The organism is Humibacillus xanthopallidus, assembly GCF_006716675.1.
GTDB classification, from domain to species: Bacteria; Actinomycetota; Actinomycetes; order Actinomycetales; family Dermatophilaceae; genus Humibacillus; species Humibacillus xanthopallidus_B.
Genome location: NZ_VFPM01000001.1, coordinates 276,911 through 302,209 on the forward strand (window position 1 = coordinate 276,911; position 25,299 = coordinate 302,209).

Annotated in this window: 19 protein-coding genes; 5 read left to right on the forward strand and 14 right to left on the reverse strand. The window is 70.3% G+C overall.

What is annotated here, in order from left to right; translation table 11 throughout:
- The first annotated feature begins 106 nt into the window (after positions 1-106).
- Positions 107-1,519 (forward strand): FG-GAP repeat domain-containing protein, encoded by a 1,413-nt coding sequence (locus FBY41_RS01150; RefSeq protein ID WP_141841598.1) that lies wholly within the window; start codon positions 107-109, stop codon positions 1,517-1,519.
- 256 nt (positions 1,520-1,775) lie between these two features.
- Positions 1,776-3,389, forward strand: coding sequence for a glycosyltransferase family 39 protein (locus FBY41_RS01155; RefSeq protein WP_141841599.1), 1,614 nt, complete (start codon positions 1,776-1,778; stop codon positions 3,387-3,389).
- On the opposite strand, the gene FBY41_RS01160 is transcribed toward FBY41_RS01155, so the two are convergent.
- Both FBY41_RS01160 and FBY41_RS01165 read right to left on the reverse strand, forming a co-directional pair.
- Positions 3,365-4,597, reverse strand: coding sequence for a lipopolysaccharide biosynthesis protein (locus tag FBY41_RS01160; protein ID WP_141841600.1), 1,233 nt, complete (start codon positions 4,595-4,597; stop codon positions 3,365-3,367). The two genes, FBY41_RS01155 and FBY41_RS01160, sit on opposite strands and share 25 nt — an antisense overlap.
- A 73-nt stretch (positions 4,598-4,670) precedes the next feature.
- Positions 4,671-5,705 (reverse strand): glycosyltransferase family 2 protein, encoded by a 1,035-nt coding sequence (locus tag FBY41_RS01165; RefSeq protein WP_141841601.1) that lies wholly within the window; start codon positions 5,703-5,705, stop codon positions 4,671-4,673.
- Positions 5,706-5,868: 163 nt separating this feature from the next.
- On the opposite strand from FBY41_RS01165, the gene FBY41_RS01170 reads away from it, so the two are divergent.
- Positions 5,869-6,576, forward strand: a complete 708-nt coding sequence (locus FBY41_RS01170) for a glycosyltransferase family 2 protein (protein ID WP_141841602.1) — start codon at positions 5,869-5,871, stop codon at positions 6,574-6,576.
- Positions 6,576-6,959, forward strand: coding sequence for a DUF2304 domain-containing protein (locus tag FBY41_RS01175; protein ID WP_141841603.1), 384 nt, complete (start codon positions 6,576-6,578; stop codon positions 6,957-6,959). Before FBY41_RS01170 ends, FBY41_RS01175 begins: the two co-directional genes overlap by 1 nt.
- 79 nt (positions 6,960-7,038) lie before the next feature.
- Here FBY41_RS01175 and FBY41_RS01180 read toward each other — a convergent pair whose 3' ends face one another.
- From FBY41_RS01180 to FBY41_RS01230, 11 genes are all read right to left on the reverse strand, one after another.
- Positions 7,039-8,025, reverse strand: a complete 987-nt coding sequence (locus tag FBY41_RS01180) for an NAD-dependent epimerase/dehydratase family protein (RefSeq protein ID WP_141841604.1) — start codon at positions 8,023-8,025, stop codon at positions 7,039-7,041.
- Positions 8,022-9,050 carry a glycosyltransferase gene (locus FBY41_RS01185; protein ID WP_260439487.1) on the reverse strand — a complete coding sequence of 343 codons (1,029 nt, stop codon included), beginning with the start codon at positions 9,048-9,050 and terminating at the stop codon, positions 8,022-8,024. Before FBY41_RS01185 ends, FBY41_RS01180 begins: the two co-directional genes overlap by 4 nt.
- 41 nt (positions 9,051-9,091) lie before the next feature.
- On the reverse strand, positions 9,092-9,955 hold the full coding sequence (locus FBY41_RS01190) for a glycosyltransferase family 2 protein (RefSeq protein ID WP_141841605.1): 864 nt from the start codon (positions 9,953-9,955) through the stop codon (positions 9,092-9,094).
- 3 nt (positions 9,956-9,958) lie between these two features.
- Entirely contained in the window at positions 9,959-10,531 is a 573-nt protein-coding gene (locus FBY41_RS01195) for a GtrA family protein (protein WP_141841606.1), read from the reverse strand.
- A gap of 317 nt (positions 10,532-10,848) precedes the next feature.
- The gene (locus FBY41_RS01200; RefSeq protein WP_141841607.1) at positions 10,849-11,250 is read right to left on the reverse strand and encodes an adenylyltransferase/cytidyltransferase family protein; all 402 of its coding nucleotides are present in this window, start codon (positions 11,248-11,250) and stop codon (positions 10,849-10,851) included.
- Positions 11,251-11,363: 113 nt separating this feature from the next.
- Complete coding sequence (locus FBY41_RS01205; RefSeq protein WP_141841608.1) at positions 11,364-12,398, reverse strand: glycosyltransferase; 1,035 nt, start codon at positions 12,396-12,398, stop codon at positions 11,364-11,366.
- Positions 12,398-13,204: a CDP-alcohol phosphatidyltransferase family protein gene (locus FBY41_RS01210; protein WP_141841609.1), complete on the reverse strand. Its 807-nt coding sequence runs from the start codon at positions 13,202-13,204 to the stop codon at positions 12,398-12,400. The genes FBY41_RS01205 and FBY41_RS01210 overlap by 1 nt, the downstream gene beginning before the upstream one ends.
- Before the next feature lie 70 nt (positions 13,205-13,274).
- Positions 13,275-15,134, reverse strand: a complete 1,860-nt coding sequence (locus tag FBY41_RS01215) for a hypothetical protein (RefSeq protein ID WP_141841610.1) — start codon at positions 15,132-15,134, stop codon at positions 13,275-13,277.
- Positions 15,131-17,119, reverse strand: a complete 1,989-nt coding sequence (locus tag FBY41_RS01220; protein WP_141841611.1) for a DUF5941 domain-containing protein — start codon at positions 17,117-17,119, stop codon at positions 15,131-15,133. Before FBY41_RS01220 ends, FBY41_RS01215 begins: the two co-directional genes overlap by 4 nt.
- On the reverse strand, positions 17,116-17,862 hold the full coding sequence (locus FBY41_RS01225; protein ID WP_141841612.1) for an ABC transporter ATP-binding protein: 747 nt from the start codon (positions 17,860-17,862) through the stop codon (positions 17,116-17,118). Before FBY41_RS01225 ends, FBY41_RS01220 begins: the two co-directional genes overlap by 4 nt.
- The gene (locus FBY41_RS01230; protein ID WP_185748834.1) at positions 17,862-18,662 is read right to left on the reverse strand and encodes an ABC transporter permease; all 801 of its coding nucleotides are present in this window, start codon (positions 18,660-18,662) and stop codon (positions 17,862-17,864) included. Before FBY41_RS01230 ends, FBY41_RS01225 begins: the two co-directional genes overlap by 1 nt.
- 276 nt (positions 18,663-18,938) lie before the next feature.
- Here FBY41_RS01230 and FBY41_RS01235 point away from each other — a divergent pair, with 276 nt between their 5' ends.
- The gene (locus tag FBY41_RS01235) at positions 18,939-22,607 is read left to right on the forward strand and encodes a bifunctional glycosyltransferase/CDP-glycerol:glycerophosphate glycerophosphotransferase (RefSeq protein WP_185748835.1); all 3,669 of its coding nucleotides are present in this window, start codon (positions 18,939-18,941) and stop codon (positions 22,605-22,607) included.
- A 53-nt stretch (positions 22,608-22,660) separates the two neighbouring features.
- On the opposite strand, the gene FBY41_RS01240 is transcribed toward FBY41_RS01235, so the two are convergent.
- Positions 22,661-25,147, reverse strand: coding sequence for a glycosyltransferase (locus FBY41_RS01240; RefSeq protein WP_141841615.1), 2,487 nt, complete (start codon positions 25,145-25,147; stop codon positions 22,661-22,663).
- Positions 25,148-25,299: the final 152 nt, after the last annotated feature.

A 25,299-nucleotide genomic window follows, 5' to 3' on the forward strand; every position in this document is an offset into this window, starting at 1 on the left:
GGGCCGGCTCAGCGTGTGCTGACTCCTCACAACCTAGGGGACGGCGAAACGGCGGCAGGCCAGACGCCACCTCACGGAATGGTGCCGAATCGCCCACTCGGTGCATATGCCGCGCGAGCCGCTAGCATCACGGCGTCAGCGGGTCGCTGGCAATCAGGGAGAGAAGGCAACAATGTCAAGACGACGACGTCTAAGCGCCGCGGTCGCTGCCTCGGCGATGGTGCTCGGGGGCACCGCAACCGCAGCGAGCGCAGATACGACCGGCAACTGGTACTACCTGCAAGGCGCGATCAACAGTGGTCCGTCGGCCTACGCGCAGTTCGGCACGGCGACCGACAGGATCCTCGTCGGGGACTGGGACGGTGACGGTCGCGACACGCTGATGATCCGGCGCGACAATGTCTACTACGTGACGAACTCCCCGACGGGCGGTGCGACGTCGTACTCGTTCCGGTACGGGTCCGGGAGCGACGAGGTGATCGTCGGGGACTGGAACGGCGACGGACGGGACACCCTGGGTGTCCGGCGCGGGAACGAGTACTTACTCACGGACGGGACACGGGGCGGTACCGCCACCCACGTGTTCCGCTACGGATCGGCGATGGATGAGCTCGTGGTCGGCGACTGGAACGCCGACAAGCGCGACACGTTCGGGGTCCGCCGCGTCAACGAGTTCTACCTGACGAACCGCGAAGGCGGGTCAGCCGAAGTGGTCGCCAAGTTCGGTTCGGCGGGCGACATCGTCATCGTCGGAGACTGGAACCGGGACAACCGCGACTCCCTCGGGGTCCGAAGAGGCAACGAGTACCACTTGGCGAACGCCATCGTGGGTGGCCGAACCGATGTCATCAACCGCTACGGAGCGGCCGGTGACACGTCCTACGTCGGGGACTGGAACGGCGACGGAGTCGACACCATCGCTGTGCGTCGCCCGGTCGGGCCGCCTCGCGCCTATGGGGGCGACCGCACGTACGCGGTCGGCAACGGATTCGTCCCGGGCCTCTACCGTGGCAGCGCCGCCAGTGGCGCGGGGTGCTACTGGGAGCGAGCATCGGACTTTTCGGGTGACCCGGGTGCCATCGTCGCAAACAACTTCGTCGTTGGCCCGACCGCGCCCCTGTACGTCGAGGTCAAGAGCAGCGACGCAGTCTTCGCCTCACAAGACTGCGGGACATGGACGGAGGCCCGATCCTCCGACGCCGCTCGATACCTGACTGTCGATGATGGCGAGTACCGCATCTCGAAGGACATGCCGCCGGGCGTCTACACCGCCCCCGGCGGGTCCGGCTGCTACTGGGAGACGTCGACCTCGTTCGACCACGAGTTCGGCTCCGTCCTCGCCAACGACTTCGGAACGACATCCCCCATCGTGGATGTCACCGGGGCCTTCGGTTTCCTCTCGTCGGACTGTGGGGTCTGGACCCCTCTCGCGACGGCGTCGAAGGCGGCTCCGACGAACACCGTCGACCGGCAGGCATTCGAGAAGCACCACTCCGACACGGGGTCGGCCCTCAGATGATCTGAAGCCGCGCGGCGCCCGGTGCGCCGCGCGGCGCTGCGGGCCCGTCGCCCCCTGGCGAGTGGCCCGCAGCGCGGTGTGGGGTCGCTGGCGGAGCGGCAAACCTGTCGCCTCGGTTAGAATTGCGACTTGTCGGGCACTGCCCCGTCGACGGTTGGGCCTTGCTGCACCACCGTCGGATCACTCGACAGCCACGACAAACACACACGTGACCAGCCCGGTGGATGACTCCGCCCCAGAGCGAAATGCGTAATTGATGGCGAGCCAGACCCCGGCGACGATCTCGAACACCCACGAAGCAGCAGCCCCCCCGTCGGTGACCAGGCCCGACGGTCTGGCGGGTCGCCCCTGGACGCGGAGCGACTTTGCCGTCGCCGCGGTGGTCGCCTTCGCCACGATGGTCATCGCGACGGTCTTCCGGACCGAGATCGTGTCCAGCGACCCGTGGCACTACGGCATGGCCGCCATCGAGTTCCCGCAGGACACCTGGGTGCCCTTGGGCTACACGCGCTACGGCATGATCATTCCGCTGGTTCCCGTGGCACTGCTCTTCGGCCAGGCTGCGATGACGTTCTACCTCCCCGCAGTCCTCGCTTCAGGCGTGCTGGCAGGCAGTCTGTATCTTCTCGGCCGGAGGTGGTGGGGCCGCATCGCGGGAGTCACCGCCGTGGTCCTGCTGGTCACGAACTGGATCGTCTTCACCAACCTCTCACGGTTCTACCCGGACATCCCGTCGATCTCTCTCGTCATGGCCGCACTCGTGCTCGCCGTCGCAGCACGCGGCCGGCAGCTCACGGGTGGGCGCGGGAGCGACCTGCTGCCGCTGGCGGCCGGCTTCCTGCTCGGGTGGAGCTTCGAGGCCCGTGAGACCGCCCTCTTCGCGTGGCCGGCGCTCATCATCGTTCTCTGGGTCCATGGGCGCGTGTGGCGCAACGCCGTGCTCACGGCTCTCCCCGTCCTCTTCTGGGCTGCGGTCGACGTCACCGTGAGCGCTGTTGCCTACGGCGACCCACTGCTCAAGCTGCACACGTTCACCCGGCAGGACCTCAGTGCCACCACCAACCCCGGTGACCTCGCGGTGGTCGACCAGTTCGTGGGCCTGCCGCGCATGGACTACCTGACGTTGATTCCGCGGTTGACGCTCGAGCGCGACGTCCCGGGAGGTGTGTGGTTCCTCGTCCTCGGAGGCCTCGCTCTCCTGGCCCTGCTCGTGCGCAACACCGCGGTCCGTCTCGCTGCGGGAAGCTTCCTTGCCTCGTACGTGCTGTTCGTAGGGGTGAGTGGTTTCTTCGTGCCCAGCCACCCCGCAGGACGTCTCGACGTTCAGCGCTACTGGATCCAGTTCGTACCCTGGATCGCCCTCGCAGTGGCCGGCGCCCTGCACGTGCTGGTGAGGGGTGCCATGCGCCGGGCCGACCCCCCTCGGCCGCAGCTGGCACACGCCCTCGCGGCCGCCCTACTGGTGGCGGTGCCGCTGATGGCCCTCGTGCCGGCTGTGTCGTCGTCGCCGCTGGTCGCGCCCAACGGGGGTACGCCGATGGCGGGAATCTCCGCTGAGCTGGCGAGAATCAGCCCCTCGAAGGACGTCTCCGTCTTCACCGACTGGCAGAGCGCCCGCATCCTGCCCATCTATCAGCGGCCGGCCTTCGGCGGCGAGAAGCTGTGGCAGGCGACCGTGCGGTCCATCACTGGTCAGCGGCAGCCCCAGAGCGGGGACTACGCCCTGCTCGTCGCCAGCAAGGACAGTCCGTGCGGCTTCTGCACGGATGCGCTCGAGCGATGGCGGGAACGCAACCCCACGGTTCCTGACAACTGGGAACGCGTCTACGCGTCACGCAACGACGGCTACGTCCTGTACGCGGTGCGCTGAGCGAAACCGCCGGACGACAGGCCGCGCCGGACGACCCATCCCAGTCCGGCGGACACGGTGAGGCTGACCGTCGCGATGGCGATGCTCACCGCGGTCGAGGCGTCTGTGGGTAGTAGCCATGCCACCGCGAAGGTCAGGGCTCCCACGACCCAGACCACAGCACTGGCTCGGTGTTTGCCGAGCGCGACCGCTGAGGGCTGGAGGACGAGAGTGAGCAGATAGCAGGCGTATGCCGCCGTCAGCAGGACCATGTCGAGGCGCGGGAGGTCGTACTGCGGCCCCGCGAGGAGAGCCAAGAGCCACGGGCCCGCGACGGCGACGCCCACGACGCCGATCAGTCCCAGCGCCAGCGTGGGCACCAGAACTCGTAGCACCGTGGCGCGGAAGTCGGCGGCGTCGTTGCGAACGACTGCACGCGCGAGCCGCGGCATGAGGACTGCCTGGACGGCTGCGAAAGCGAAGATGGGCAGCCGGGCGATGAACGCTGCTGCCAGATAGCTGCCGTCATGGGTGGGGTCGGGCACATCCTGGACGTATCTGATGGCCACCGGCCCCAAGTTGACGAGGGTCAGCGAGATCAGTGAGGCGACGACCAACGGTGCCATCGACAGGGCCACGTCGCGGACCAGGGAGGGTGACGTACTCATGAGCCTCTCGTCACGTCGCCAGGTCACTGCGACTGCCACCAGCAGCGCCACCGGCACCACAGCCGCATAGCCCCAGGGATTGGCGACCCCGATCGCCACGCAGAGACCCACCAGCGCGAGTCGAACCGCTCCCTCGGCCACGAACTGTGCGCTGTAGCGGCCGAACGAGCTGCGACCGGAAAGCAGTCCGCGGGACACGTAGGCGATGCCAAGGGCCACGAACGAGGACGTCGTGACCAGCCACAGCAGGCTGTTCGCGCCGCCCGACGCGTGGAGCACGAACGGCAGGACAAGGGCTGCGAGGACGACGGAGAACGCCAGTGCGACGGTGACGCCCGCGGTGAGGGTCCGCCCGACCCTCCCGTCGGTGTGAACAGCAGTAGCAGTGCGGCGACTCACCTCCTGCTCGAAGGGCAACATGGCCCCGAGACCCACTCCGTATGCGAGCCCCCAGAAGAGATTGAAGTCTGCGAACCGCTCCGGCCCGAGCGCCCGCAACACGACCGCTGTGAACACGTAGGTGGACAGCCCGAAGAAGCCCAGGCCCATGGCGACCGTCATCGTCCCGTTGCGCAGAGCACTTAAAGACGCGAGCCGGCTCCTCGAAGCCGAGCGAGGGCGCTTAGGGATGTGATCATCGAGCACGGGCCACCAGCGACCTACGGGCTCGCCTCCAGTAGGCCTCCAGACCGCCGTTGACCACGCCCATGCCCGGCGGGAGCGACATCATGGGTGGCTCGACTCGGGAGACGAGGAGTCGGGCAATGTCCGCGTCAGATGCGGTCACGTGCGCCTGTACTCGTGCCCGCCGATCGCGCAGCACTCCGACATGGCGCGCGATCCACCACCAGGAACGGAGCTTCTGGGCCGACCAGCCTTGGAGGAGTGCCTGCACCAGAAGCAGCGCCTCCATGCCGAACATCGCGGGCAGCACCACACGAAGGAGCCGGTCCGGGTAGTCGGTGAGCACTGTGACGAGACGGTTCCGCTCCACCAGGTACATCTTGAGAGGCGAGCGCCCGAACTCATAGTGATGCTCCGCCACGGCATCTGGGACGTACAGCACGCGCCAGCCACGAAGCCAGGCCCGCAGTGACAGATCGGTGTCCTCGTTGTAGGCGAAGTACATCTCGTCGAACCCGCCCAACGCGTTCCACATGTCGCGATTCATCGCCAGAAGACCCCCCGTGGCCACGGTGACGTCCTGCTCGATCTCATGGTCGACCGCCGGTTCGCCGCAGGCGCCAGCCCACGAGATACCGCTGAAGTGCAGGGGGTTGCCGACAGAGTTGACGAGGTCGGGCTGGTCTGCGAGCAAGAGACAGCCGCACGCGATCGCGACCCCCGGCTCGAGCGTGCCGCGTGTCAGCGCGTCGAGAGTCCCACGCCTCAGGATCGCATCTGAGTTGACGAACACCAGGATCTCCCCTTCAGCTGCGTCAGATCCCCGGTGGCAGCCGCCCGCGAAACCACTGTTCTCGCCGTCGCCGACGACTCGGACCCGCACAGGCCACGCGTCCTGGCGTACCGCACGCGACTGGATGCCATTGTCGACCAGGATGATCTCGTCATCCGAGGCGCAGTCGGCATCGATGGCATTCAGAGCGTCCTCGAGGAGGGGCTCCGGGCCGAAACCAAGGACGATGACACTGCGTCTGAGCGTGTTCACGGGCTCTCATCCTTGTCGGGTACAGTGATTCATCGGAACGGAGCAGGCCGCCATCGGCTAGCCCATCAGCGCCCGTAGGCCGCGACAATCCTCGGAGATCGTTGCAGCAAGCCTAACTCTCGCTCCGGCGGGCTCGACAACGTACGCGAAGGAACACAGCTACATGGAGTCAGGCCCCACGCGCCGCAATGACGACGTCTGGGTGATCGTACCCTGCTACAACGAGGGACCTGTCGTACGAGGGGTTCTCGAGAGGGTGCGGGAGCACTTCCCGCATGTGGTTGCCGTCGACGACGGCTCGCGCGACAACTCCGCCAGCGAGATAGCCGCTGCCGGCGCGCGGCTCGTACAGCATCCCGTCAACATGGGGGCGGGGGCGGCCTACCAGACGGGCATCGAGTTTGCTCTTCGCGATCCCGAGGCCCAGATCTTTGTGACCTTCGATGCGGACGGCCAGCACCGCGTGGAGGACGTTATGGCCATGGTCGACCACTTGCGCAAGTCCGATGTGGACGTCTTGATCGGCTCGCGCTTCCTCGGAACGGTGGACGGCATGTCGATGTCGCGACGGGCGCTGCTCCGGGCCGCAGTCGTCTTCGAGCGCATGACCACAGGCATCGCCCTGACTGATGCGCACCAGGGCCTGCGCGTGTTTCGTCGTTCCTTCGCACGCGTCCTAGACCTCAAGGCGCATGACATGAGCTGGGCCAGTGAGTTCCTCACCCGGATGTCGGAACACCAGACATCGTACGAGGAGTACCCGGTTCACGTGCTCTACACCGACTATTCGCGAGCCAAGGGCCAGAGGTCCATCAACTCGGTCAACATTGGCGTGGACGTCCTGATCAACAAGTTGCTGCGAGGTCGCTGATGCAATACATCAAGATTCCTCTGGTCTTGGCCGCGGTCCTCATCCTGGTGATTGTCTTTCGCAACAGGCAGCGTGTCGAGCTGCGGGCAGGATCTCGCGTCCTCGTTCTGGCTCTGGCGGCTATCGCGATCGTGTCGATCATCGATCCGGACATCCCCCAAGCGATTGCGAATCTCCTCGGGGTGACCAGAGGCACGGACCTCCTGCTCTACCTACTGATCGTTGTCTTCGTCCTGACGAGCTTGGGACTCTACTTCCGGCTGCGAGACACGGACCAACACCTCCGGCGGCTCGTCCGCTCCCTTGCGATCGACGACGCCATCCGGAAGGACGGCCCTCCCAGAAGCGATGCGGACCTCGGGCCCGACTCGCAGTCCACCTGAGAGCGGGCTCGACACTGCCGATCTCAGCTCGCCCAGCACTGACATGTGAAGGGAGAGTCGGTAAATCAGGGCCGATGCTTCAGCTCCCGCGCGACTGCAGACGCTCCCGAAGATCCTGAAGTGTCGCTGACACGCCAGCCGGAAAGGTTGTCAGCGTCCTCTGGTCGAGCTCGGGCCATACCCGCGAGCGAAGGCTGAGATCACGCGACTGGAGGGCGGACACGGGTGAGGCGCCCAGGACGATCGTCGGACGCCGACGGAAGATCCTCCGCAGGTCGGCGATCACTGCGCCGACGGTGATCGCTCGCTGGGTGGCGAGGATCTTCACTACGACGAGCGGCTCCTGAGAATCCGCCGTAGACGTGAGGTGCTGGGGGGCGCGCTCCGAGCGGGCTCGGTCGAGGCAGTCGAGCACCATCTGGGCACAGTCGGGCGCATAGAGGTAGTCGCGCAAGGTGTCGAGGGAGACCCAGATCGACGCCGGTCGGCGCTCGAGGTAGGCGGCGCAGAGCTGCGACACGAGACCTTGCGGCTTGTCGAGGTTCTGGCCGGGCCCGTAGAGGTTGGCGATGCGCCCGATGACGACCGGGGTGCCGCCTCGGGCCCAGTCGGTCACCGTCTGCTCCGCCCTCAGCTTGGCCCACCCGTAGGCAGCCAGCGGCTTGGTCGGCGAGCTCTCGTCGTAGGGAGCTGCACCTGCTCCGGCATAGACCCCGCCGGCGGAGGACGCGAGGAAGAAGACGCCGCGAGCCGCCTGCGCCGGAACTGCGTGCAGGCCCTCGAGCGCGGCGACGAGCAGGCTGTGCTCGGCCTCGAAAGACTCGGCCGAGGAGCCCGTGACACCCGCACCCGCACACCAGACCACCTGCCACGGTCCGTCACCCGCGGCCGCGAGGAGCGCACGAGCCGTGTCGGCGAGCACCCGAGCAGCCTGGTCCGGCTCGGTCCACGGCACACGCGGCGCGTCGAGGACCTGGGCTCGGCCTCGCAGGACAGCCACGACGTGCTGCCCGAGCAGACCTCCGGCCCCCACCACCCAGGTGAGCGGGGGCTGGCCCGCGGTCATCGAGGGATGCTTCGGGACCCGGGACGCCGGCCGAGCGGCCCGTTGCCGGGGTCGCTGATGATGAGGTAGGGCGGCTTACCCATCGCCATGCCGACGGCAACCCCGATGTACTCGGCGATGACCCCGAGCGAGAAGAGGATGGCGCCGGTGCTGAGCAGCACCACAACCATGTTGGAGGTCCACCCCTCGGGGGTGCGCCGGCCAAGGCTCACCGAGATGACGAGGTAGATCGCGAAGAGGATGCCCGCCAGGCCGAAGACGACTCCGAGGCCGCTGACGACGCGCAGGCCGCGCGTGCCGCTCGAGAGCACGAGCCGCCAGAAGTGCGAGAGCAGCCGGCGCAGGCTGTACCCCGAGGGACGACCGCCCTCCTCCCGCAGCTCCACGTCGACGTGCGAGATGCGGTCGACGACCCACCCGAGGGCCACGTCGAGGTAGACGCCGGCGCCGGCATACGCGGCCACACTGCGGCCGAGCTCTCCGAGGACGAGGCGGTAGCTCTGGAAGGTCTGGACGGCGCCGCCTGCGAGAAAGCTCGCGAACACCCACTTGGCACCCTTGGACGCGAGGTTGCGTAGCGCCCCGTGCGGTGGCTCGTTGGTCGGCGCCGCGTAGACGAGCTGCGCGTTCTCGTTGAGCGCGACATCGAGGAAGCGGCCGATGTCAGCGGGGTTGTGCTGTCCGTCCTCGTCGAGGGTGACGATCCAGTCGCCGCTGCTCGAGGCCATGCCCGCGAGCGTCGCGGGGTGCTGGCCGTAGTTGCGGCTCAGCCAGATCGGACGAACGAAGTCGTGCTCCCGGGCGAGCGCGGCCATGGTATCGGCCGAGGCGTCCGGTCCGTTGTCGTGCACAAGCAGCCACTCGGTCAGCACCCAGCGGTGCCCGTCGGGAGTGACCTGCTCGCCCATCAGGGCCGTCATCTCCTGCGCGAGGCCCGGGAGGGTGTGCTCCCCCTTGTAGACCGGTGTCACCACCGAGATGCGGTGCGTGCGTTCGGGCTGCTGATCGGCCTGCGGGTCGGACACGGTACGAGCGTAGGGGATCATGATGGTCGCGCCCGCCGGTGTCAGACCGTGGCCTGCTCGACAGCTGAGTCGGGCGGCGTCATCTTGCGACCGAGCCAGATGTAGGCGAGACGCCGGACGTAGGCCATGGCTCGCGCGAGGTTGTCCCCGCGCACCAGGTCGGCTCGCGAGAGCAGCCCGGGATTCTCGGCCGCGAGGCGATGGTGGAAGCGCACGACCTGGTCGGACTGCTGCCGGGCGAGGTTGACGCTCCACTGCGAGGAGCTGAGACGGAAGCTTGCTAGCGACTGGGGCAGCGCATAGAAGTCGCCGAACATGAGGACGTTGCAGTAAGTCTGCTGATCGATAACGTAGGGCTCCGAGTCGGCCCAGCCCCCTACCCGCTCGAGGGCGTCGCGGCGCATGAGGACGCAAGCAGGCTCGCCGAAGATGTTGGATCCGACGATCACCGCGCGCCGGGCCGCGGTGCGCCCTGGCTGCAGCCCGGTGAGTCCGGCGAGACCGCGGGCCTCGGTGATGGTGTTGCTGCGCGCGTCGATGAGCGTGCGTCGGCAGGAGGACAGGACAACCTGGGGGTGCGCCGCCATGGCCGCGACCTGCTGCTCGAGGCAGCGCGGGTTTATCAGGTCATCGCCGCAGACGAGCTTGATGTAGTCGCCGGTCGCCTCACGGGTGACACGGGACCAGTTGGCCGGCGCCCCTCCGCCTGCGGGCGTCTGCATGAGCCGCACCCGAGGGTCCTCGGCGTAGCACTGGATGCGCTCCCACGTGTCGTCGGTGCTCGAGTGGTCGGCGACGAGCAGCTCAAAGTCCGAGAACGTCTGAGTCAGGATCGAGTCGAGGGTCGCTTCGATGAAGTCGGCGTTGTTGTAGGCGGGCACGACGACGGAAACGGTCGGCGGCACAGATCACTTCTCCTGGGGTCGGACGGTGATGGTTTGCGCGCCCGGCGCCGTGGCGACGGGGTCGTCCTCGACGGCGGGCCGGCGGAAGGAGTAGCGGTTGTGACCGACCCAGCTGAGCACCGTCGTCACGAAGGTGATGAGGCACTGGGAGAGGAACGGGTGCCAGTGGAAGAGGTGGACCATCACCCAGAGGAGCACGAGGTTGATGGCGAAGGCCGAGATGTAGACGGTGCTGAACCGTGCGAGGTCGCGCAGCACGTTGCCGTGGACCTTGAAGACGATCTTGCGGTAGAGCACGAACGCACAGAGGATCGAGACAATGTAGGTCAGGACCAGTGCAGGGTAGTGGCCGTAGCCGTTCCACTTCGTGCCGAGCCAGAAGTCGAAGAGCAGGAACCACATCGTGCCGATGGCGGTGTTGAGCCCACCGACGAAGAGGAAGGCGACGCGCCGGTCCTTGATGATGCGAAAGAGCAGTCCGTCCTCACCGCCGACGCCGGGCGGCAGGTCGTCGTGCGGCCTCGGGTCGCTGACGACGACGGGGGCGCCGCGGTCGTGGTCGGAGGGCTGATGCACCCATCGATGGTAGTGGCAGGCGCGTGCAGGGCCCCAATCGACGCACCCGCCCGCGCGCGTCGCACCGTGCGCAGTCCCCGGGGATTCGCCCTCGACCGCACCTTCCGTAGCCCGGGCGACGTAAGTGCCGGGAATGTGCGTCCAAAACCGCACTTCCGGTAGCCCGGGCGACGAAACCGCCGGCACGTGCGACGAAACCGCACATCCGGTAGCCCGGGCGATGGAAATGGCCGGGTATGGGCGGTTGAGCGCACTCTTGGTAGCCCGGGCGGCGAAAAGCTGCCGGTGGGGCAGCCGCGGACTCGGGCCGAGACCCGTCAGGACATGCCGGCGATGTGCTCGATGAGCCCGGTCGTCGACACGGAGGGGGTGCGCGGCAGGTAGACGACGTCGCAGACGTCCTTGACCCAGTCGAACTTGCCGGCCCAGTCGTCACCCATGACGAGGACGTCGGCCTGCTGCTCGATGATGTAGTCGCGCTTCTTCTCGAGCGACTCCTCGAGGAAGACGCCGTCGACGACGCGCAGGCTGCTGATGATCTCGAGCCGCTCGTCCTCGTTGAAGACCGGGGAGCGGCCCTTCTTGGCGAAGTTGAGCGCGTCGGACGAGACCCCGACGACGAGGCGGTCGCCGAGCTCGGCGGCGCGCTGGAGCACCCGGACGTGCCCGACGTGGAAGACGTCGAACGTGCCGAAGGTGATGACGGTCCTCTGGGACAACGGGCTCCTCCTTGAGAGGACGTGCTGGAGTGGTGCGCCGGGCGCAGGAGCGCGGTCGCGCGGTCGCAGCCACGCGGCGCCACCGCGTCAGAGGCTACCGCCTCGCCGCCGCATCACCGAGCGAGGCGGGTGAGGGCACGGGACGCCGCCTGGGCGAGGGTCGTCTCGACGAGACCGGCACCGTCGCTGACCCGGCCCCCGTGCAGCACCGCCTCGGCGACCGCCGCCGGGTCGATGCCGGACAGCTCGACGCCACGCGGACGGGGTGCGAGGTCGCTCGCGACGACCCGCGCACCGAGGGCCAACGCCTCACGCACGATGACGGAGTCGCCGTCCCAGCTCGTCGGCCGCAGGAAGACCCCGGCCCCGGCCAGCACGGCGCTGACCTGCTCCGGGGTGAGGTCGAAGGAGAGGTCCACCCAGTCGAGCGAGGCGACCACCGACCGCAGCGCCTCGAGCTCCGGACCCTGGTGGCCGTAGGCCAGCAGCCGGAGGTGCGCATCCGGCCACTCGGCCCGGACGAGCCGCACGGCCTCGACCCCGGCCTGCGCGTTGTAGTGCGGGAGGCCGGCGTTGGTTGCCAGCACGAGCGCGTGCGGGTCGCGCGGCGTCGCCCCCCGGGCGGCCACGCCCCTCGCGTCGAAGGGGGTGACGACGGTGGTGCGGGCGGCGAGGTCGGCGGGGAGGAGCTCGCGGATCGCGGCGTTGACCACCCAGAGCTCGTCGAAGGTGCGGAGCACGCGGAGCACGGCTCGCCGGCGGGAGGGGGTCATCGCCGACAGCTGCCCGGCGGTCGAGCCGGAGTGGAGCACGAGCGCCTTGGCCCCCGGCAGGGTGGCGAGCAGCGGGGCGAGCTGGGCGGCTCGCCAGAGCCGGGTGATGTGCAGGACGTGAAGAGCACGCCGGCTCCACAGCGACGGCACCGCGCGCGCGGCTCGCGAGGCCGAGCCGGTGTCGACGTAGCTGACGTCGTGCCCCTCGGCTCGCAGCACCTCGGTCATCTGCCGGTGACTGGTCAGCACGCCGCCGACCTCGCCGTGCTCCTGGGCCCACTGCACCACCCGCCCGGGGGTATCGGCGCGGCGCGGCCCGCCTGCGCCGTCGGTCGGGCCGGTGGGGTCGGGGAGGTCGGGGAGGGTCTGCGGCATCAGTCCAGCCTCGAGCTGGTGAGCACGCCGAGCAGGTGCCCTGCTGCAGTGAGGAGGGCCAGCGGAACCATGACGACGACGAGCACCTGGGTGCCGAGCAGGTCACCTCGCAGCACGTCGACGACTGCCGCCGCGAGGGCGAGGAGGCTCGCCTCGACCGCGACGAAGGCCCGGAAGAAGGGCAGGTGGCCGGCTGCACGACGCACGGCGGCGATGCCGGAGACCTTGGACGCAGCGGTCTGCGCGACGTCGTCGAGCAGCGGCCGGCCCGTCTTGGCCCGCGCCACGACGACGAGGTCGGTGAAGGCCTTGTTGACGAGGACGATGACCGCGACGACCAGACCGAGGACCGTGTAGCCGCCGACGTCGGCCGGCTGCGCGAGCGACCAGTCGTCTGCGCGCAGGCCGATCGCGATGGGGATGGAGGCCTCGGTGAGGTAGTGGCCGATGCGGTCGAGGTAGATGCCGGCCGGTGAGAACCGCTGCCGCCAGCGCGCCACCTCGCCGTCCGAGCAGTCGAGCAGGATCTGCAGCTGCATCGCGAGCACCGCGACGAGGGGGCCGACGAGACCGCCGAACGGGATCGCGAACGCCCCGACGACCCCGACGAGGATCATCAGCCAGGTGACCCCGTTGGGCGTGATGTGCGTCGGCAGCAGGGCCCGCGTCGCGTAGATCGACAGGTGCCGGATGTAGAGCGCTCCCGCCCAGTGCTCGGCGTTGTAGCGCGCGATGTGCTCGGGCGGCTGCGCGACGGCCTTGAGCTCCGCGATGCTCGGGCGGTCGTTCGTCGGGTCGTGCGTCACGAGCGCCCATCTTGCCCTGTATGCCGTCGCGCCGGGTCACGAGATCGCACCTCGGGCCGCACGTCTCGGCTCACGAGGACGGACAGTTCCGGTCCACCGCCCGGCCGAGGATGGTGTAGCGCGGCCCGATGAGACTGACGCGGCTCACCCTGAGGACCTCACCTGCGTAGGGCGCGCGCTGGGTCGGGCGAGGGGCGTACTCGCCGAGGACGCAGACGCGCGCATCCGTGAACAGGGACGTGACGTAGCTGGGGTAGCCGGGCTCGCGGCGGTAGTCGTAGATGATGGGCCCCGGCTGGTGGAAGCCGAACCACTCGTAGCCGGCGTCGACCGTCTCGGCGGCGTAGCCCAGTCGCGTCGCCTCGGTGCCGAGGCTCCACTTCGTGCCGTCCAAGGTCGCCGAGGCGTCGACCTGGGCCACCCCGACGAGCGCGAGCACGGCGACCGCGGCGCTCGCGACGATGCGGCCGAGAAGCTGTGGCGCCCGCGACCGTGAGGCGTGGATGGCTGCCGCGGCGAGGAAGGGCACGGCGCCCACGACGTAGCGGTCGAAGGGCCGGCCGTGGGTGATGATGACGACCACGACGACGAGAGCCACGGTGACCACGCCGAAGCTCAGGGCGATGCGCGGCGAGGGGTCCAAGGATCGCAGCGGAGTCGCGCGAGCGACCGCCGGCACGGTGCCCACGTCCGTCGCTGAGCGCCGACGACGACGCCAGGCCACCAGCACGCCCACGCTGCGGGCCACGGCGAACGTGATGAGCAGCGAGGTCGCGACGTTGGCGGCGGCCATGATGCTCCACCAGGCCCGGCCCGAGAACACGGCCGGAGCCACGCCCGCGATGGTGCCGGAGTAGGAGCCGCCGAGCCGCACGTAGTTGCCGACGAGCAGGGGGTAGCCGAGCACGCTCGAGGTGTAGGTGAACAGCGCGACGAGGGCGACGGCGAGCGGCCACCAGCGCAGCAGCATCCGCCAGAGTCCGCCGCGCCACACGGCGAGGGCGACGGGGAACATGAGGAAGCCCGTCGTCGTCAGCAGCCCGGCGAGGACGTAGAAGACCCGCTGTCCGAGCTCGATCTCGGCGCTGAGCGCCCGCGGCCCGACCACGAGGGTGTCGCGCCACAGGAAGAGCGCGGCCGCGAGGAGCACCCAGACGACGCCGACCGCGACGACGGCGAGCAGCAGCGTGACGCGACCCGTGGGCCGGCGGCCGTGCGTGAGCAGCGCCGCGATGAGCACCGCCGCGGCAGCCGCGAGCGAGTACTCCCTCACGCTGAAGGCCAGCAGGGCCAGGCCGAGCGACAGGGCGAGCCACCCCCAGCGCAGGCGCGGCCCGCGCAGGGCCGGCACCGCGGCGCAGAGGCAGAGGACCTGCAGGGCGATGGCCGGCACGTCGGACATGAACGACACGCTGAGTCCGCCCCAGATGGGTCCCACGGCGATCAGGGCGACGCAGAACGCGGCCCAGAAGGCGGCGAGGAAGTGTCGGAAGAAGAAGTAGGCGGCCGCGAGAGCCACGGCCGACAGGAGCGCGACGGCCACCTGCAGCGGTGCGATCTCGGCGCCGAAGACGGCGATGACCGGCTGGGCGGCGACCACCTGTCCCACGAGCAGGGTGCTCGAGTACGGGTCGAACGAGAGGTGGCCAGTGCTCGCGAGCGAGAACGCGAGCCGGTAGTAGACCCAGTCGTCGTTGCGGGCGGCACCGAGGGCGCCGTGCGCGGCGGCGTCGACGAGGTAGAGCCCTGCGACGGCGAGCGCGGCGCACCACGCGAGCACGACCTCGACCCGGAGCAGGCGGGGGCGCGGGACGTCCGTGCCCGCCTGCGGTTGGGCCTGGCCAGAAGGTGGACGGGTCGCATCCGGCGCGGCAACCGCCGCCGTGGCGTCGTTCGGGGCGAGGTCGTCGACCCCCTGCTGGTCGCTCATCCGCTGCCTTCCTGTGGTCGCAGGTGCGCGCGCCATCCGACAGCGGACTCAGCCGCGTAGAGGACGGCCAGCACGGCCGCCCCGGCGAGCAGGGCGAGCGCGGGCTCGGTCAGGGCACCTCCGATGAGGGCCAGCACGACGACGCGCACCTCGAGGCCGGTCCCCCGACGCAGCCACGTCGCCGAGCCGCGCCCGGTCTCGCGGAGGCGGTAGACGTTGTCGTAGACGTGCCAGCACACGACGGCCAGCCACGCGTAGGCAGCGGCGCGGGCCGTCACGTCGGCGCCGGCGGCGAGGAGCAGGGCGGCGGTCTCGATGGCGAGCAGCAGCGCGGGAACCTGCCAGGAGAGCCGCCCGCGGCCGGTGGGCCGGGGCAGCACGGCGAGGTCGCAGAGGTCGGCCAGCTGCCGGTCGGGACGGTCGCCCCGGAACCCGTCGCGGCGGGTGACGGCGCGCAGGAGGCGGCCGCTCTGGGTCCATCCGAAGGCGATCACCGAGGCGACCCCGAGCGCCCAGAGCACGACGGCCGGACTCATCGTGAGCAGTCCCACCGACATGATGAGGTAACGCTCGGCGATCGGCAGGTGGAGCACCTGCTTGACGGCCCGCACCCGTCGAGCACGTGCCCCGGGCGGCGGGGGCACCTCGGTGGGAGCCCCCTCGGGCCCCCCGTCACCGAGCGCCTGGCCGTCGCCGAGCCCGCCACCGAGCCCACCCTCGGGTCCATCAACGAGCCCACCGCCGAGACCGGCGACGACCGGGTGCTCGGGCCAGCCGGGCGCGCCGAGGAGCTGGGCCCTGCGGCGCATCGCGTAGGCGTGGTCCTCGACGTGGCGTGCCGCGAGGACGGCGAGCACGAGCACGGCCAGCCACCAGAGGTCGCTGCCCCTCCGTGCCGCGCCCCAGGCGAGGGCCGCGACCATCGTGAACTCCTTGACGCGGTCGCTGACGGCGTCGAGCCACCCGCCGAGGGGGTTCGAACGGCGAGTGAAGCGGGCGATCTCGCCGTCGACGCAGTCGACGACGAGCGAGGCCTGCAGCAGGACGGCACCGAGCAGCCAGGCCCACCACCACCCGGTGGCGACGGCCGCACACGCAGCCAGCCCCAGCGCGAGGCTCACCGCCGTGACGACGTTGGGCGACCAGTCGCGCCCGAGGCCGTATGCCGTGAGCCTGCGTGAGAGCGGGCGGATCGCGACCGTGGAGAACAGTCCGTCGTTGCCGCGCGAGGCGGCCCGCAGCCGCTGCTGCCACGGTGACCCTGCCGCTCCGGGCGCCTGCCAGTCGCCCCGCTTCACGCCCTGGTGCGTGAGGGTGACCGCGCGCACGGGCAGCCCGGTCCGCACGGCGGCGAGCAGCGCCGCGTCGAACGGCGCGGAGTCGTCCCACCCGGCACGAGCACCCGCGGTCGCCGCGGCCTCGGTCGCCGCGGCCTCCGCGGCCTCCGCAAGGGCGGCCCCCAGCGCGGGGCGGTCGGCGGCGCGGACGCGAAGGACGCCGACGGCATACCCCGTCGGGCCGGTGACGACGCGACCCGCGGCCGCGACGGAGACGACGCGGCGGCCGGCCTCGGAGACCCGCACGACGGCGGGAGCGCCGTCCCGGTCGGCGACCGAGGGGCCGTCGAGGACCGCGGCACACGTGATGTCGGACGCGTCGAGCACGTCGAGCAGGCCGACGGGGCTCATGACGAGGTCTGCGGCCACGAGCACGAGCGGAGAGGCGGCGTCGGACGTGGCGATCGCCGCAGCCTGCGCGAGCACCGCCGGGAGCTCGCCCGACAGCGGGCGCGGCGTGAGGTCGTAGTCGACGGCGAGCCCCGACACCCCGTCACCCCCGTCACCCCCGTCACCGCCGTCGGCCGCGGACGCCGCGGCAGGAGCAGCGGGCTCGGCGCCGAGGACGAGGAGCGTGCCTCCGGCGGAGGTGCCCCGGAGGGCGCGGGCGCGCGGGCTACCGACGAGCGGAGGCCGGCTCCAGGTCACCTCGCCGCGTCCGCGTCCGCGTTGTACTGCTCGATGATCTCCTCGACCGGGCCGTCACCGACGAGCCTTCCCTGCTGGAGGTAGAGCCCGCGCTTGGCGAAGCGGCGCAGGTCGGCCTCGCTGTGCGACACCATGAAGAGCGTCTTGCCACCGGCCAGCATGTTCTCCATGCGCAGATAGCACTTCTCGCGAAACGCGCGGTCGCCGACGGCGAGCACCTCGTCGACGAGCACGATCGGCTCGTCGAGGGTCGTGATGAGCGCGAAGGCGAGACGCACCTGCATCCCCGAGGAGAAGTGCCGGTAGGCCATGTCCATGCCCGCCCGCACCTGGGGGCCGGCGAAGTCGACGATCTCGTCGTAGCGCTCGTCCATCTGCGCCTTGCTCAGCCCGTGGAGGCCGCCGGCGAGGTAGAGGTTGTCGCGGGCGGTGAGCTCGCCGAGGAAGCCTCCGGTCAGCTCGATGAGCGGGGCCACTCCCCCACGCACCTTGACGCCGCCCTCGTCGGGGATCATGACGCCGGCGATCATCTTGAGCAAGGTGCTCTTGCCGCTGCCGTTGCCTCCGACGAGGCCGACGGCCTCACCCTGCTCGACCGTGAACGAGATGTTGCGCAAGGCCCAGAAGGTGTCCTTGGGCGCGAGGTTCTTGCCCTTGAAGACGATCTCGCGCAACGACATCTTGCGCCGGCGGCTGCGGTAGAACTCGATGCCGAGGTCCTTGGCCTCGATGACTGGACGCATCAGATTTCCTTGAGCACGGGGGCTTCGAGCCTCTTGAACACGATGGTGCCGGCGATGAGGGTCGCGAACGTGATGACGAAGGACGAGATGATCGACGGCACGTTGAGCTCGTGCGGGAAGAACCCGGCACGGTACATCTCGAGGATCCCGGCCATCGGGTTGAGCAGCAGGATCTTCTGCAGCACGGGAGGCGCCGCGTGCACGCCGTAGATGATCGGGGTCGCGTAGAAGCCCATCCGCAGCGCGATGCGCACGATCCTCGGCATGTCGGTGAAGAGCACGGTCACCGGCGCGAGGATGAGGCCGACCCCCACGGAGAGCAGGAACTGCAGCACGATCGCGACCGGCAGCAGGACGATCCGGTAGTGGATCTTCGTCTCACCGACGGCGATGAAGAAGATCGCGAAGCCGAACATCACCGGCAGCGAGAGCAGGAACTCGATGCCCTTGGCGACGACGATGCGCACGACCCAGAGCTCGCGCGGGAGGTTCGTCGAGCGGACGAGGCGCGACTCCGCGAGCAGGGCGCGCGACGTCTCGGTCGCGCACTGCGAGAACCACTGCCAGGCGAGCACCCCGATGACGATGAAGAGGACGTAGGGCTGGTAGCCGACGTGCCGGGCCTCGAAGATGTAGGTGAAGACGACGAAGTAGATCAGCGCCATCGCGAGCGGGTCGAGGATGGTCCACAGGTAGCCGATCGGGCTACCGGCATAGCGGACGTGCAGGTCGCGCCTCACCAACGTGTCGAGGACCTGCCTCCGGGCGATGATGCCTCGCGCCTGGGGCAACAGGATCATGCGAGCGAGTCCTACCTTCTGAGGTGTGGGGCTGAGAGCGGCGGCGCGGCGTGAGCCGCCCGGCCGGGCCGGCGCCGAGGGGAAGTCTAGGCCCCCGATCATGGGTGGCGCCCGCGCCGTGCCCGTATGCCGTCCGGGAGGAGTCTGTGCCCTCGGGGTCCCACCGTTACCCTTTGCCAGACACAACTGACTCCGACGACGACGACACCTGACGGACACCAAGGGGCGAATCACGTGCTGGGCCGATCTGAAGCGAAGCAACGGGCGAGTCGGGCGATGCACGCGGTGCGTCGCTCGATCCCGCACCACAGGTGGGAGGCCGTCCGCGACCGGCTCCACCCGGCCCTGCGCCAGACGCTCGCCGCCGCGCTGACGCCGTCGACCCCGAGCCTCGGACGGGTCTCGGTCATCGTGCCCTGCTACAACGTCGAGGAGTACCTGCCCGACTGCCTCGACAGCATCATCGGCCAGAAGTACCGCGACCTCGAGATCATCGTCGTCATCGACGGCAGCCCCGACGCCAGCGCCGAGATCGCTCGCGGCTACGCCCGCTGGGACCGGCGCGTCACCGTCGTCGAGCAGCCCAACGCCGGCCTCGGCGCGGCCCGCAACACCGGGATCCGCGCCGCCCGGGGCGAGTTCATCGCCTTCGTCGACTCGGACGACACCCTGCCCCCCAAGGCGATCGCGACGATGGTCTCCTGCCTGTCGACGTCGGGCTCCGACTTCGTCGTGGGCAACCTCCAGCGCCGCAACGCCGCCCGCAGCTGGGTGCCGGCCTGGGCCCAGGAGGTGCACCGGCGCGACCGCACGGGCCTCACCCTCGACGAGTTCCCCGAGGTGCTCGCCGACGTCTTCGCCTGGAACAAGCTCTTCCGCCGCAGCTTCTTCGACCGCGCCGTCGGCTCCTTCCCCGAGGGCATCCGCTACGAGGACCAGGAGCCGTCGGCAAAGGCCTACGCGAGCGCCGCCGCGTTCGACGTGCTCCACGAGGTCGTCTACTCCTGGTACGTCCGCGGCGACGGCACCTCGATCACCCAGCAGAAGTCCAACATCGTCGACCTCGCCGATCGCCTGACCGTCATGTCCAACGTCGCCGACGTGCTGCGCGAGCGGGCGAGCGCCAAGGTCCGGCACGAGTGGCAGGCGAAGTCCGTGGGCCTCGACCTGCGCGCCTACTACAACGAGGTCCCCCGCACGGGCGACGACTACTGGCACGCGCTCGCCTCCGGGGTGCACGCCGTCACCAAGGACATGGACGATCACGCCTGGGGACTCGTCAGCCTCCACGACCGGCTCCTCGCCCGGATGGTCGAGCAGGGGCACCGCGACGACATCCGCATCGCGCTGCGCCGGCGCAACGAGGTGGGCGACGCGTGGGAGACCGACCTCACGGTGGAGCCGCCCCAGGCCCGACCGCTCTACCTCGAGGACCTGCAGACCTACCGTCCGACCGCGAGCGACCTCGCCCTCACCGACGTCGACAACCGGATGCGCATCGTCGGCTTCGGCTACGAGGTCGACGGCGACGAGCTCGTCGTCAGCGGCATGGCCTGGGTGCCCGGGCTCGACCTCGCGAGCACGCCGTCGACGCTCGAGGCGCACCTCGTCGACGAGACCGTCGAGGGGCCCCACACGCCCGACTCCGACATCGTGCTGTCGGTCGAGCGCTTCGACGACGCGACCCTCGACGAGCTGGCCGGCTGGTCCTCGCCGAGCCAGGCCACCACGGGTTTCCGCGTGCGCATCGACCTCGCCGACCTCGCCGCGGCCCTCGAGGCCCGGCACCCGGCCGTCGACGACGTCGTCGAGTCGCACCCTGGCTGGCACCTCGAGCTCGAGCTCGCCGTCGCGCGACCGGACGGCGCTTTCTCCCACAGGTGGCGCTCGCCGCTGACGTCGTGGGACCGGCGCTGGACCGGCAACGACCTCGAGGTCTCGCCGCTGCACGACGGCAAGCGCGTCGTCGCCCTGCACTCCGCTGCGCGCGGCGTGCACTTCCACCTCTTCGCGCCGCAGGTCACGGCGACGACGGCCCGTCTCGAGGGGCGCGACCTGCACCTCGTCGCGACCACGACCGGTCCCGACCCGATCACGGAGTTCACCCTCTCGTGCGGCAAGGTCGGCCTGCGCCGCTCGTTCCCCGCTGTCGCCGTGGACGGCGGCTACGAGGCCACCCTCGCCGTGCCGCCGCTGCCCCTCGGCGCCTCGCCGGTCGTCGACCACCAGTGGGGGGTGCGTGCCGTCGTCGGCGGCGAGTCGCTGCCGATCGTCTGGGCGGGCTCCACGGGCGAGCTCTCGAGGATCTCCCCGCACACGAGCGGCCTGCGTCTGGGCGTCTTCGGCCCGGGCCGCGTGCGGCTGCTCGACCGCAAGCTGCACGCCACCGTCCACCGGGTCGACGTGGCCGACGACCTGCGCTCCTTCACCGTCACGGGGTATGCCGCCGCAGACGTCGGTGCGCAGCCGCGCCTCGCGCTCGTGTCCCACCAGGGAACGGGGCTCTGGACCCCCGAGGACGTGCGCCACGACCTCGCCACGGGACGCTTCGACGCCGACTTCTCCCTCACGACGCAGGCCTGGGGCACGACGGTGGCTCGGGCGACCGGCGCCTACTCGCTCCGCCTGCTGCACGGCGACGGCGACGTCGACCGCGCCGTCTGGCTCCCCGTCGCGCCGCACGCCGTCGACGACGTCAGCCCGCGCTTCCTGCACTGGCACCGGGCCGGCGACATCGCCTTCCGTTTCACCCTGACCTCGCGGGCCCGGGCGCTCTGGGTCAACACGCGGAGCGCGGTGCCCGAGGAGGACTGGAACCGCGCCGGGCAGTGGTCGATGCGACGCGGCATACCGGCGCTGCTGTCGTCACCGATCGAGGACGGCGTGCTCTTCTCGACCTTCGGCGGGCGGTCGGCGGGCGACTCGCCTCTGGCCCTGCACGACGAGCTCGTGCGGCGCGACTACCCGCACCGGCTCGTCTGGGAGGTCGCCGACGGCACGTCCGTCGTGCCCGACGGCGCCGAGACCGTCGTCATCGGCACCCGCGAGCACCTGCGTGCGCTGCACACCTCGCGCCACCTCGTGGCCAACAACAACTTCCCCTTCTACTACCGCAAGCACCCGGACCAGACCTACCTGCAGACGTGGCACGGCACCCCGCTCAAGAAGATCGGCCAGCACGTGCCGGCCCAGGGCCTGTCCCTGTCCTACCGCGACCTCATGAGCCGCGAGGCGAAGGCCTGGGACCTGCTGCTCGCGCAGAATGACTTCGCGAGCACGACCCTCCCCGAGGCGCTCGAGTTCGAGGGTGAGGTCCTCAACGTCGGCTACCCCCGCAACGACCTGCTGAGCACGGGCTCCGACGCCGACCGCGCCCGCATCCGGACGCGCCTCGGCGTCTCGCGGGACGCCCGGCTCGTGCTCTACGCGCCGACGTGGCGCGACAACGTGCGCACGGCGACCGGCGGCTACGCCATGGTCAACCACCTCGAGCTCGATGCCGTCTCGCACGCCTTCGGGGCCGACTCCGTGCTGCTCGTGCGTGGTCACAGCAACACGCCGGGGCTCGGCGACGCGACGGCGTCGAACGTCGTCGACGTGTCGCGCTACCCCGACATCACCGAGCTGATGCTCGTCGCCGACGTCCTCGTCACCGACTACTCGTCGATCATGTTCGACTTCGCGAGCACCCGCCGGCCGATGCTCTTCCTCACCCCCGACCTCGCGGAGTACGCCGGCTCGACGCGCGGCTTCTACCTCGACTTCGCCGAGATCGCGCCGGGTCCGCTGCTCACCTCGACCGACGAGGTGTTGCGCTCGCTCACCGCGCTCCCCCAGCTGGAGACGACGTATGCGGACCGCTACGACACCTTCCGCACCACCTTCGCGCCGCGTGACGACGGTCGCGCGGCGGCACGGGTCGTCGACGCCGTCTGGGGCCGCTGACGGGCCCTCCCGCGCGGCTGACCTGTCGCTGACGGGCCCGCGGCCCGTCAGGCCTACGGGACGGCGCCGATGGCGCGCTCGAACTCCTGCACGACCGCTGCGTTGTAGCCCTCGGGGTCGAAGTCCGTGCGGGGCACGCGTCCCTCGACGGCGGCGACCATCCCGTCGGCCAGGGCGTCCACGGTGCGCTCCACGACGAGGCCCTCCCCCGGGCCCAGCGCCGAGCCGACGGAGTCGAACGACGTGGACACGACGGGCAGTCCGAGGGTACGCGCCTCGAGGATGACCATCGGCTGCCCCTCGTAGTCGCTCGACAGCACGAAGCACTCGGTGGCGGCCATGATCGACCAGGGGTTGCGCTGCAGCCCGACGAAGAGGACGAGCCCGCTGAGCCCGAGCCGGGCGACGAGCGCCTCGAGGTCGACGCGCAAGGGGCCGTCGCCGACGACGACGAGCCGGATCTCGGGGTGCCTCCGGTGCGCGAGCTGGAAGGCCTCGACGAGCCGGGTGTGGTTCTTCTCCGGCGACACGCGCCCCACCGTGACGAAGACGTAGGGATCGGCGCCGTCGTCGGTCGCTCGCAGCCGGTCGAGCGTGCCCTCGGGCGCCGCCTCGCTCGCCCCGCTCACAACCCGCTGGACGTCGATGGTGTTGCGCGCGGCGGCGAACTTCTCCCGGGGCGCCCACTGCGCCAGGGACCGGGCGTTGATGTCGCGCAGTGCCTCCGACACCGAGACGACGTGGTCGAAGCGGGCGTAGCTCGTGAAGACGGCACGCAGGTTCGCCTCGTGCGGTCTCCTGCCCTGGACCTCGCGCATCTGGTCGGCGAGCAGGTCGTTGTGCTGCCACACCGAGCGGGAGCGCGCCGGTGCGTGCCCGAGCAGGAAGGTCCACGCCGGCGAGTAGCCGCTGAAGTCGACGACGTGGTCGAAGGAGGCCGAGCCGACGACTCGTCGCCAGTCCTGGGCGAGCGCGGCGTCGATCTTGGCCAGTGCCTCGGGTGGGACCGCATCGATGTGGCCGCGCATCATCCGGCGGCGATTCAGCCAGTGCGCCTTGCTGATGGCCGGCGTGCCCTGGCGCACGAACAGGCGCACCCGGGGGTCGATCGCCTCGGCGTTGGCCCGGCGGTCGTCGTTGTCGATCGGGCCCGTGACGACCGAGACGTCCCACCGGGTGTGGTCGAGGCTGCGCAGCAGGTTGAGGGCCGAGCTCGTGATGCCGTTCGACATCATCCCGCCGAGGTAGAGCATGAGGGTGCGGCGCCCGTCGCGCCGGGTTCGCCGCACCAAGTGCCCGTCCCGGCGCCCCCGCACGACGACGTCGATGACGCGCTGGGTCGCCCCGCCGTCGTCGCGAGGAGCGAAACGGGCGCGCGCGGCGGCATACGGACGTCCGTGGCTGACGGCGGGGTCGAGGGCCGTGCCCGTGCCGACGGCAGCGACGACGTCAGCGAGCTCACGCGCCGAGCCGACCTGGGGGCCCGGCAGCTCGTCGGGAGTGAGGTAGCACCCGCGGTAGCCGTCGTACTCCTCGCGGTCGGGCGTGTGGAAGACGATCGGGCGACCCGTGCTCAGGAAGTCGAAGAAGATGCTCGAGTAGTCGGTGACGAGCACGTCGGTGATGCCGAGGACGGCGTTGGTCGGCAGGTGGTTGGGCACGAGCCGGCCGGCGAGGCGCGGCTCGGCGGCTGCGAAGCGGTAGACCTGCTGGTGCACCTTGAGCAGCACCCGGTGCCCGGCCGGCAGCAGCTGCTCGAGCTCGTCGACGAGGGCGGCGAGGTCGGCGGCGTCGTTGCGCGGGGTGTGGAACGACTCGCCCTTCCATGTCGGGGCGAGCAGGACGAGGCGCTGCCCGGCTCCGATCACGACACCCTCGGCCCGCAGGCGCGCCCGGGTGCGCTCGAGCCGGTCCGCGTCGGCGAGCTGGAGGTCGGTGCGGGGGTAGCCCACCTCGACGAGCTCGCCCGGAGCGATGTTGACGAGGCGGTAGGCGTGCTCGTACATCTGCTCCGACATGAACGCGCTCGTCGAGAGCAGGTAGTCGGCCATCATGAAGTTGCGCAGCACGTTCCGGGCCCCCCAGCCGCCCTGCGCCTCGTCGTAGCCCATCGCTTTGAGCGGCGTGCCGTGCCACGTGTTGAGGTAGGTCTGGCCCGGTCGCTTGCCCCAGTCGGGCGGGAAGGTCGCGTTGTTGACGAGCAGCCCCGCCGTCGCCAACGCCCGGTGGTAGGGGACCGAGCCGCGCCGCACGAAGCGCACCCGCGGGTCGTCCGCGAACTCCGCGACGGTCGAGGCGTATGCCGCGAGGTCGGCGAGCACCCAGACGTGACGGAGGTGCTGCTGCTCGGGGTCGGCGAGCAGCGCCCGGAAGATCGCCTCGGGGTTGCAGAGCATGCCGTTGCCGGCGAACGACTCGTAGACGACGAGGTCGGGGTCGACCGGCAGCGACCGCGCCGCCGCCTTGAGCTCGTGGGGTGCGGCCTGCCCGACCTTGCGGGCAAGGCGTCTCAGCTCGCGCACCGGGCGGGGCAGCTCCATGAGGGTGGACTCCTTGGTCTGCGGGGGTTGCTGGGGGTTCGTTCCGGGCCGCCGGGTGTGCCCGGCGCTGCTCCGGGTGCCCGGTGCTGCTCCGGGTGCCCGGGGCCGCCCGCAATCGTAGTGACCCCCGCACGATCACCCGCAGTCCGTCC

Excerpts from the sequence above, each read along its gene's own strand:
- FBY41_RS01150 (WP_141841598.1), top strand. The coding sequence starts at position 107 with ATGCCGCGCGAGCCGCTAGCATCACGGCGTCAGCGGGTCGCTGGCAAT.
- FBY41_RS01155 (WP_141841599.1), top strand. The coding sequence starts at position 1,776 with ATGGCGAGCCAGACCCCGGCGACGATCTCGAACACCCACGAAGCAGCA.
- FBY41_RS01160 (WP_141841600.1), bottom strand. The coding sequence starts at position 4,597 with ATGACGGTCGCCATGGGCCTGGGCTTCTTCGGGCTGTCCACCTACGTG.
- FBY41_RS01170 (WP_141841602.1), top strand. The coding sequence starts at position 5,869 with ATGGAGTCAGGCCCCACGCGCCGCAATGACGACGTCTGGGTGATCGTA.
- FBY41_RS01175 (WP_141841603.1), top strand. The coding sequence starts at position 6,576 with ATGCAATACATCAAGATTCCTCTGGTCTTGGCCGCGGTCCTCATCCTG.
- FBY41_RS01180 (WP_141841604.1), bottom strand. The coding sequence starts at position 8,025 with ATGACCGCGGGCCAGCCCCCGCTCACCTGGGTGGTGGGGGCCGGAGGT.
- FBY41_RS01205 (WP_141841608.1), bottom strand. The coding sequence starts at position 12,398 with ATGCCGCAGACCCTCCCCGACCTCCCCGACCCCACCGGCCCGACCGAC.
- FBY41_RS01215 (WP_141841610.1), bottom strand. The coding sequence starts at position 15,134 with ATGAGCGACCAGCAGGGGGTCGACGACCTCGCCCCGAACGACGCCACG.
- FBY41_RS01225 (WP_141841612.1), bottom strand. The coding sequence starts at position 17,862 with ATGCGTCCAGTCATCGAGGCCAAGGACCTCGGCATCGAGTTCTACCGC.
- FBY41_RS01230 (WP_185748834.1), bottom strand. The coding sequence starts at position 18,662 with ATGATCCTGTTGCCCCAGGCGCGAGGCATCATCGCCCGGAGGCAGGTC.
- FBY41_RS01235 (WP_185748835.1), top strand. The coding sequence starts at position 18,939 with ATGCACGCGGTGCGTCGCTCGATCCCGCACCACAGGTGGGAGGCCGTC.
- FBY41_RS01240 (WP_141841615.1), bottom strand. The coding sequence starts at position 25,147 with ATGGAGCTGCCCCGCCCGGTGCGCGAGCTGAGACGCCTTGCCCGCAAG.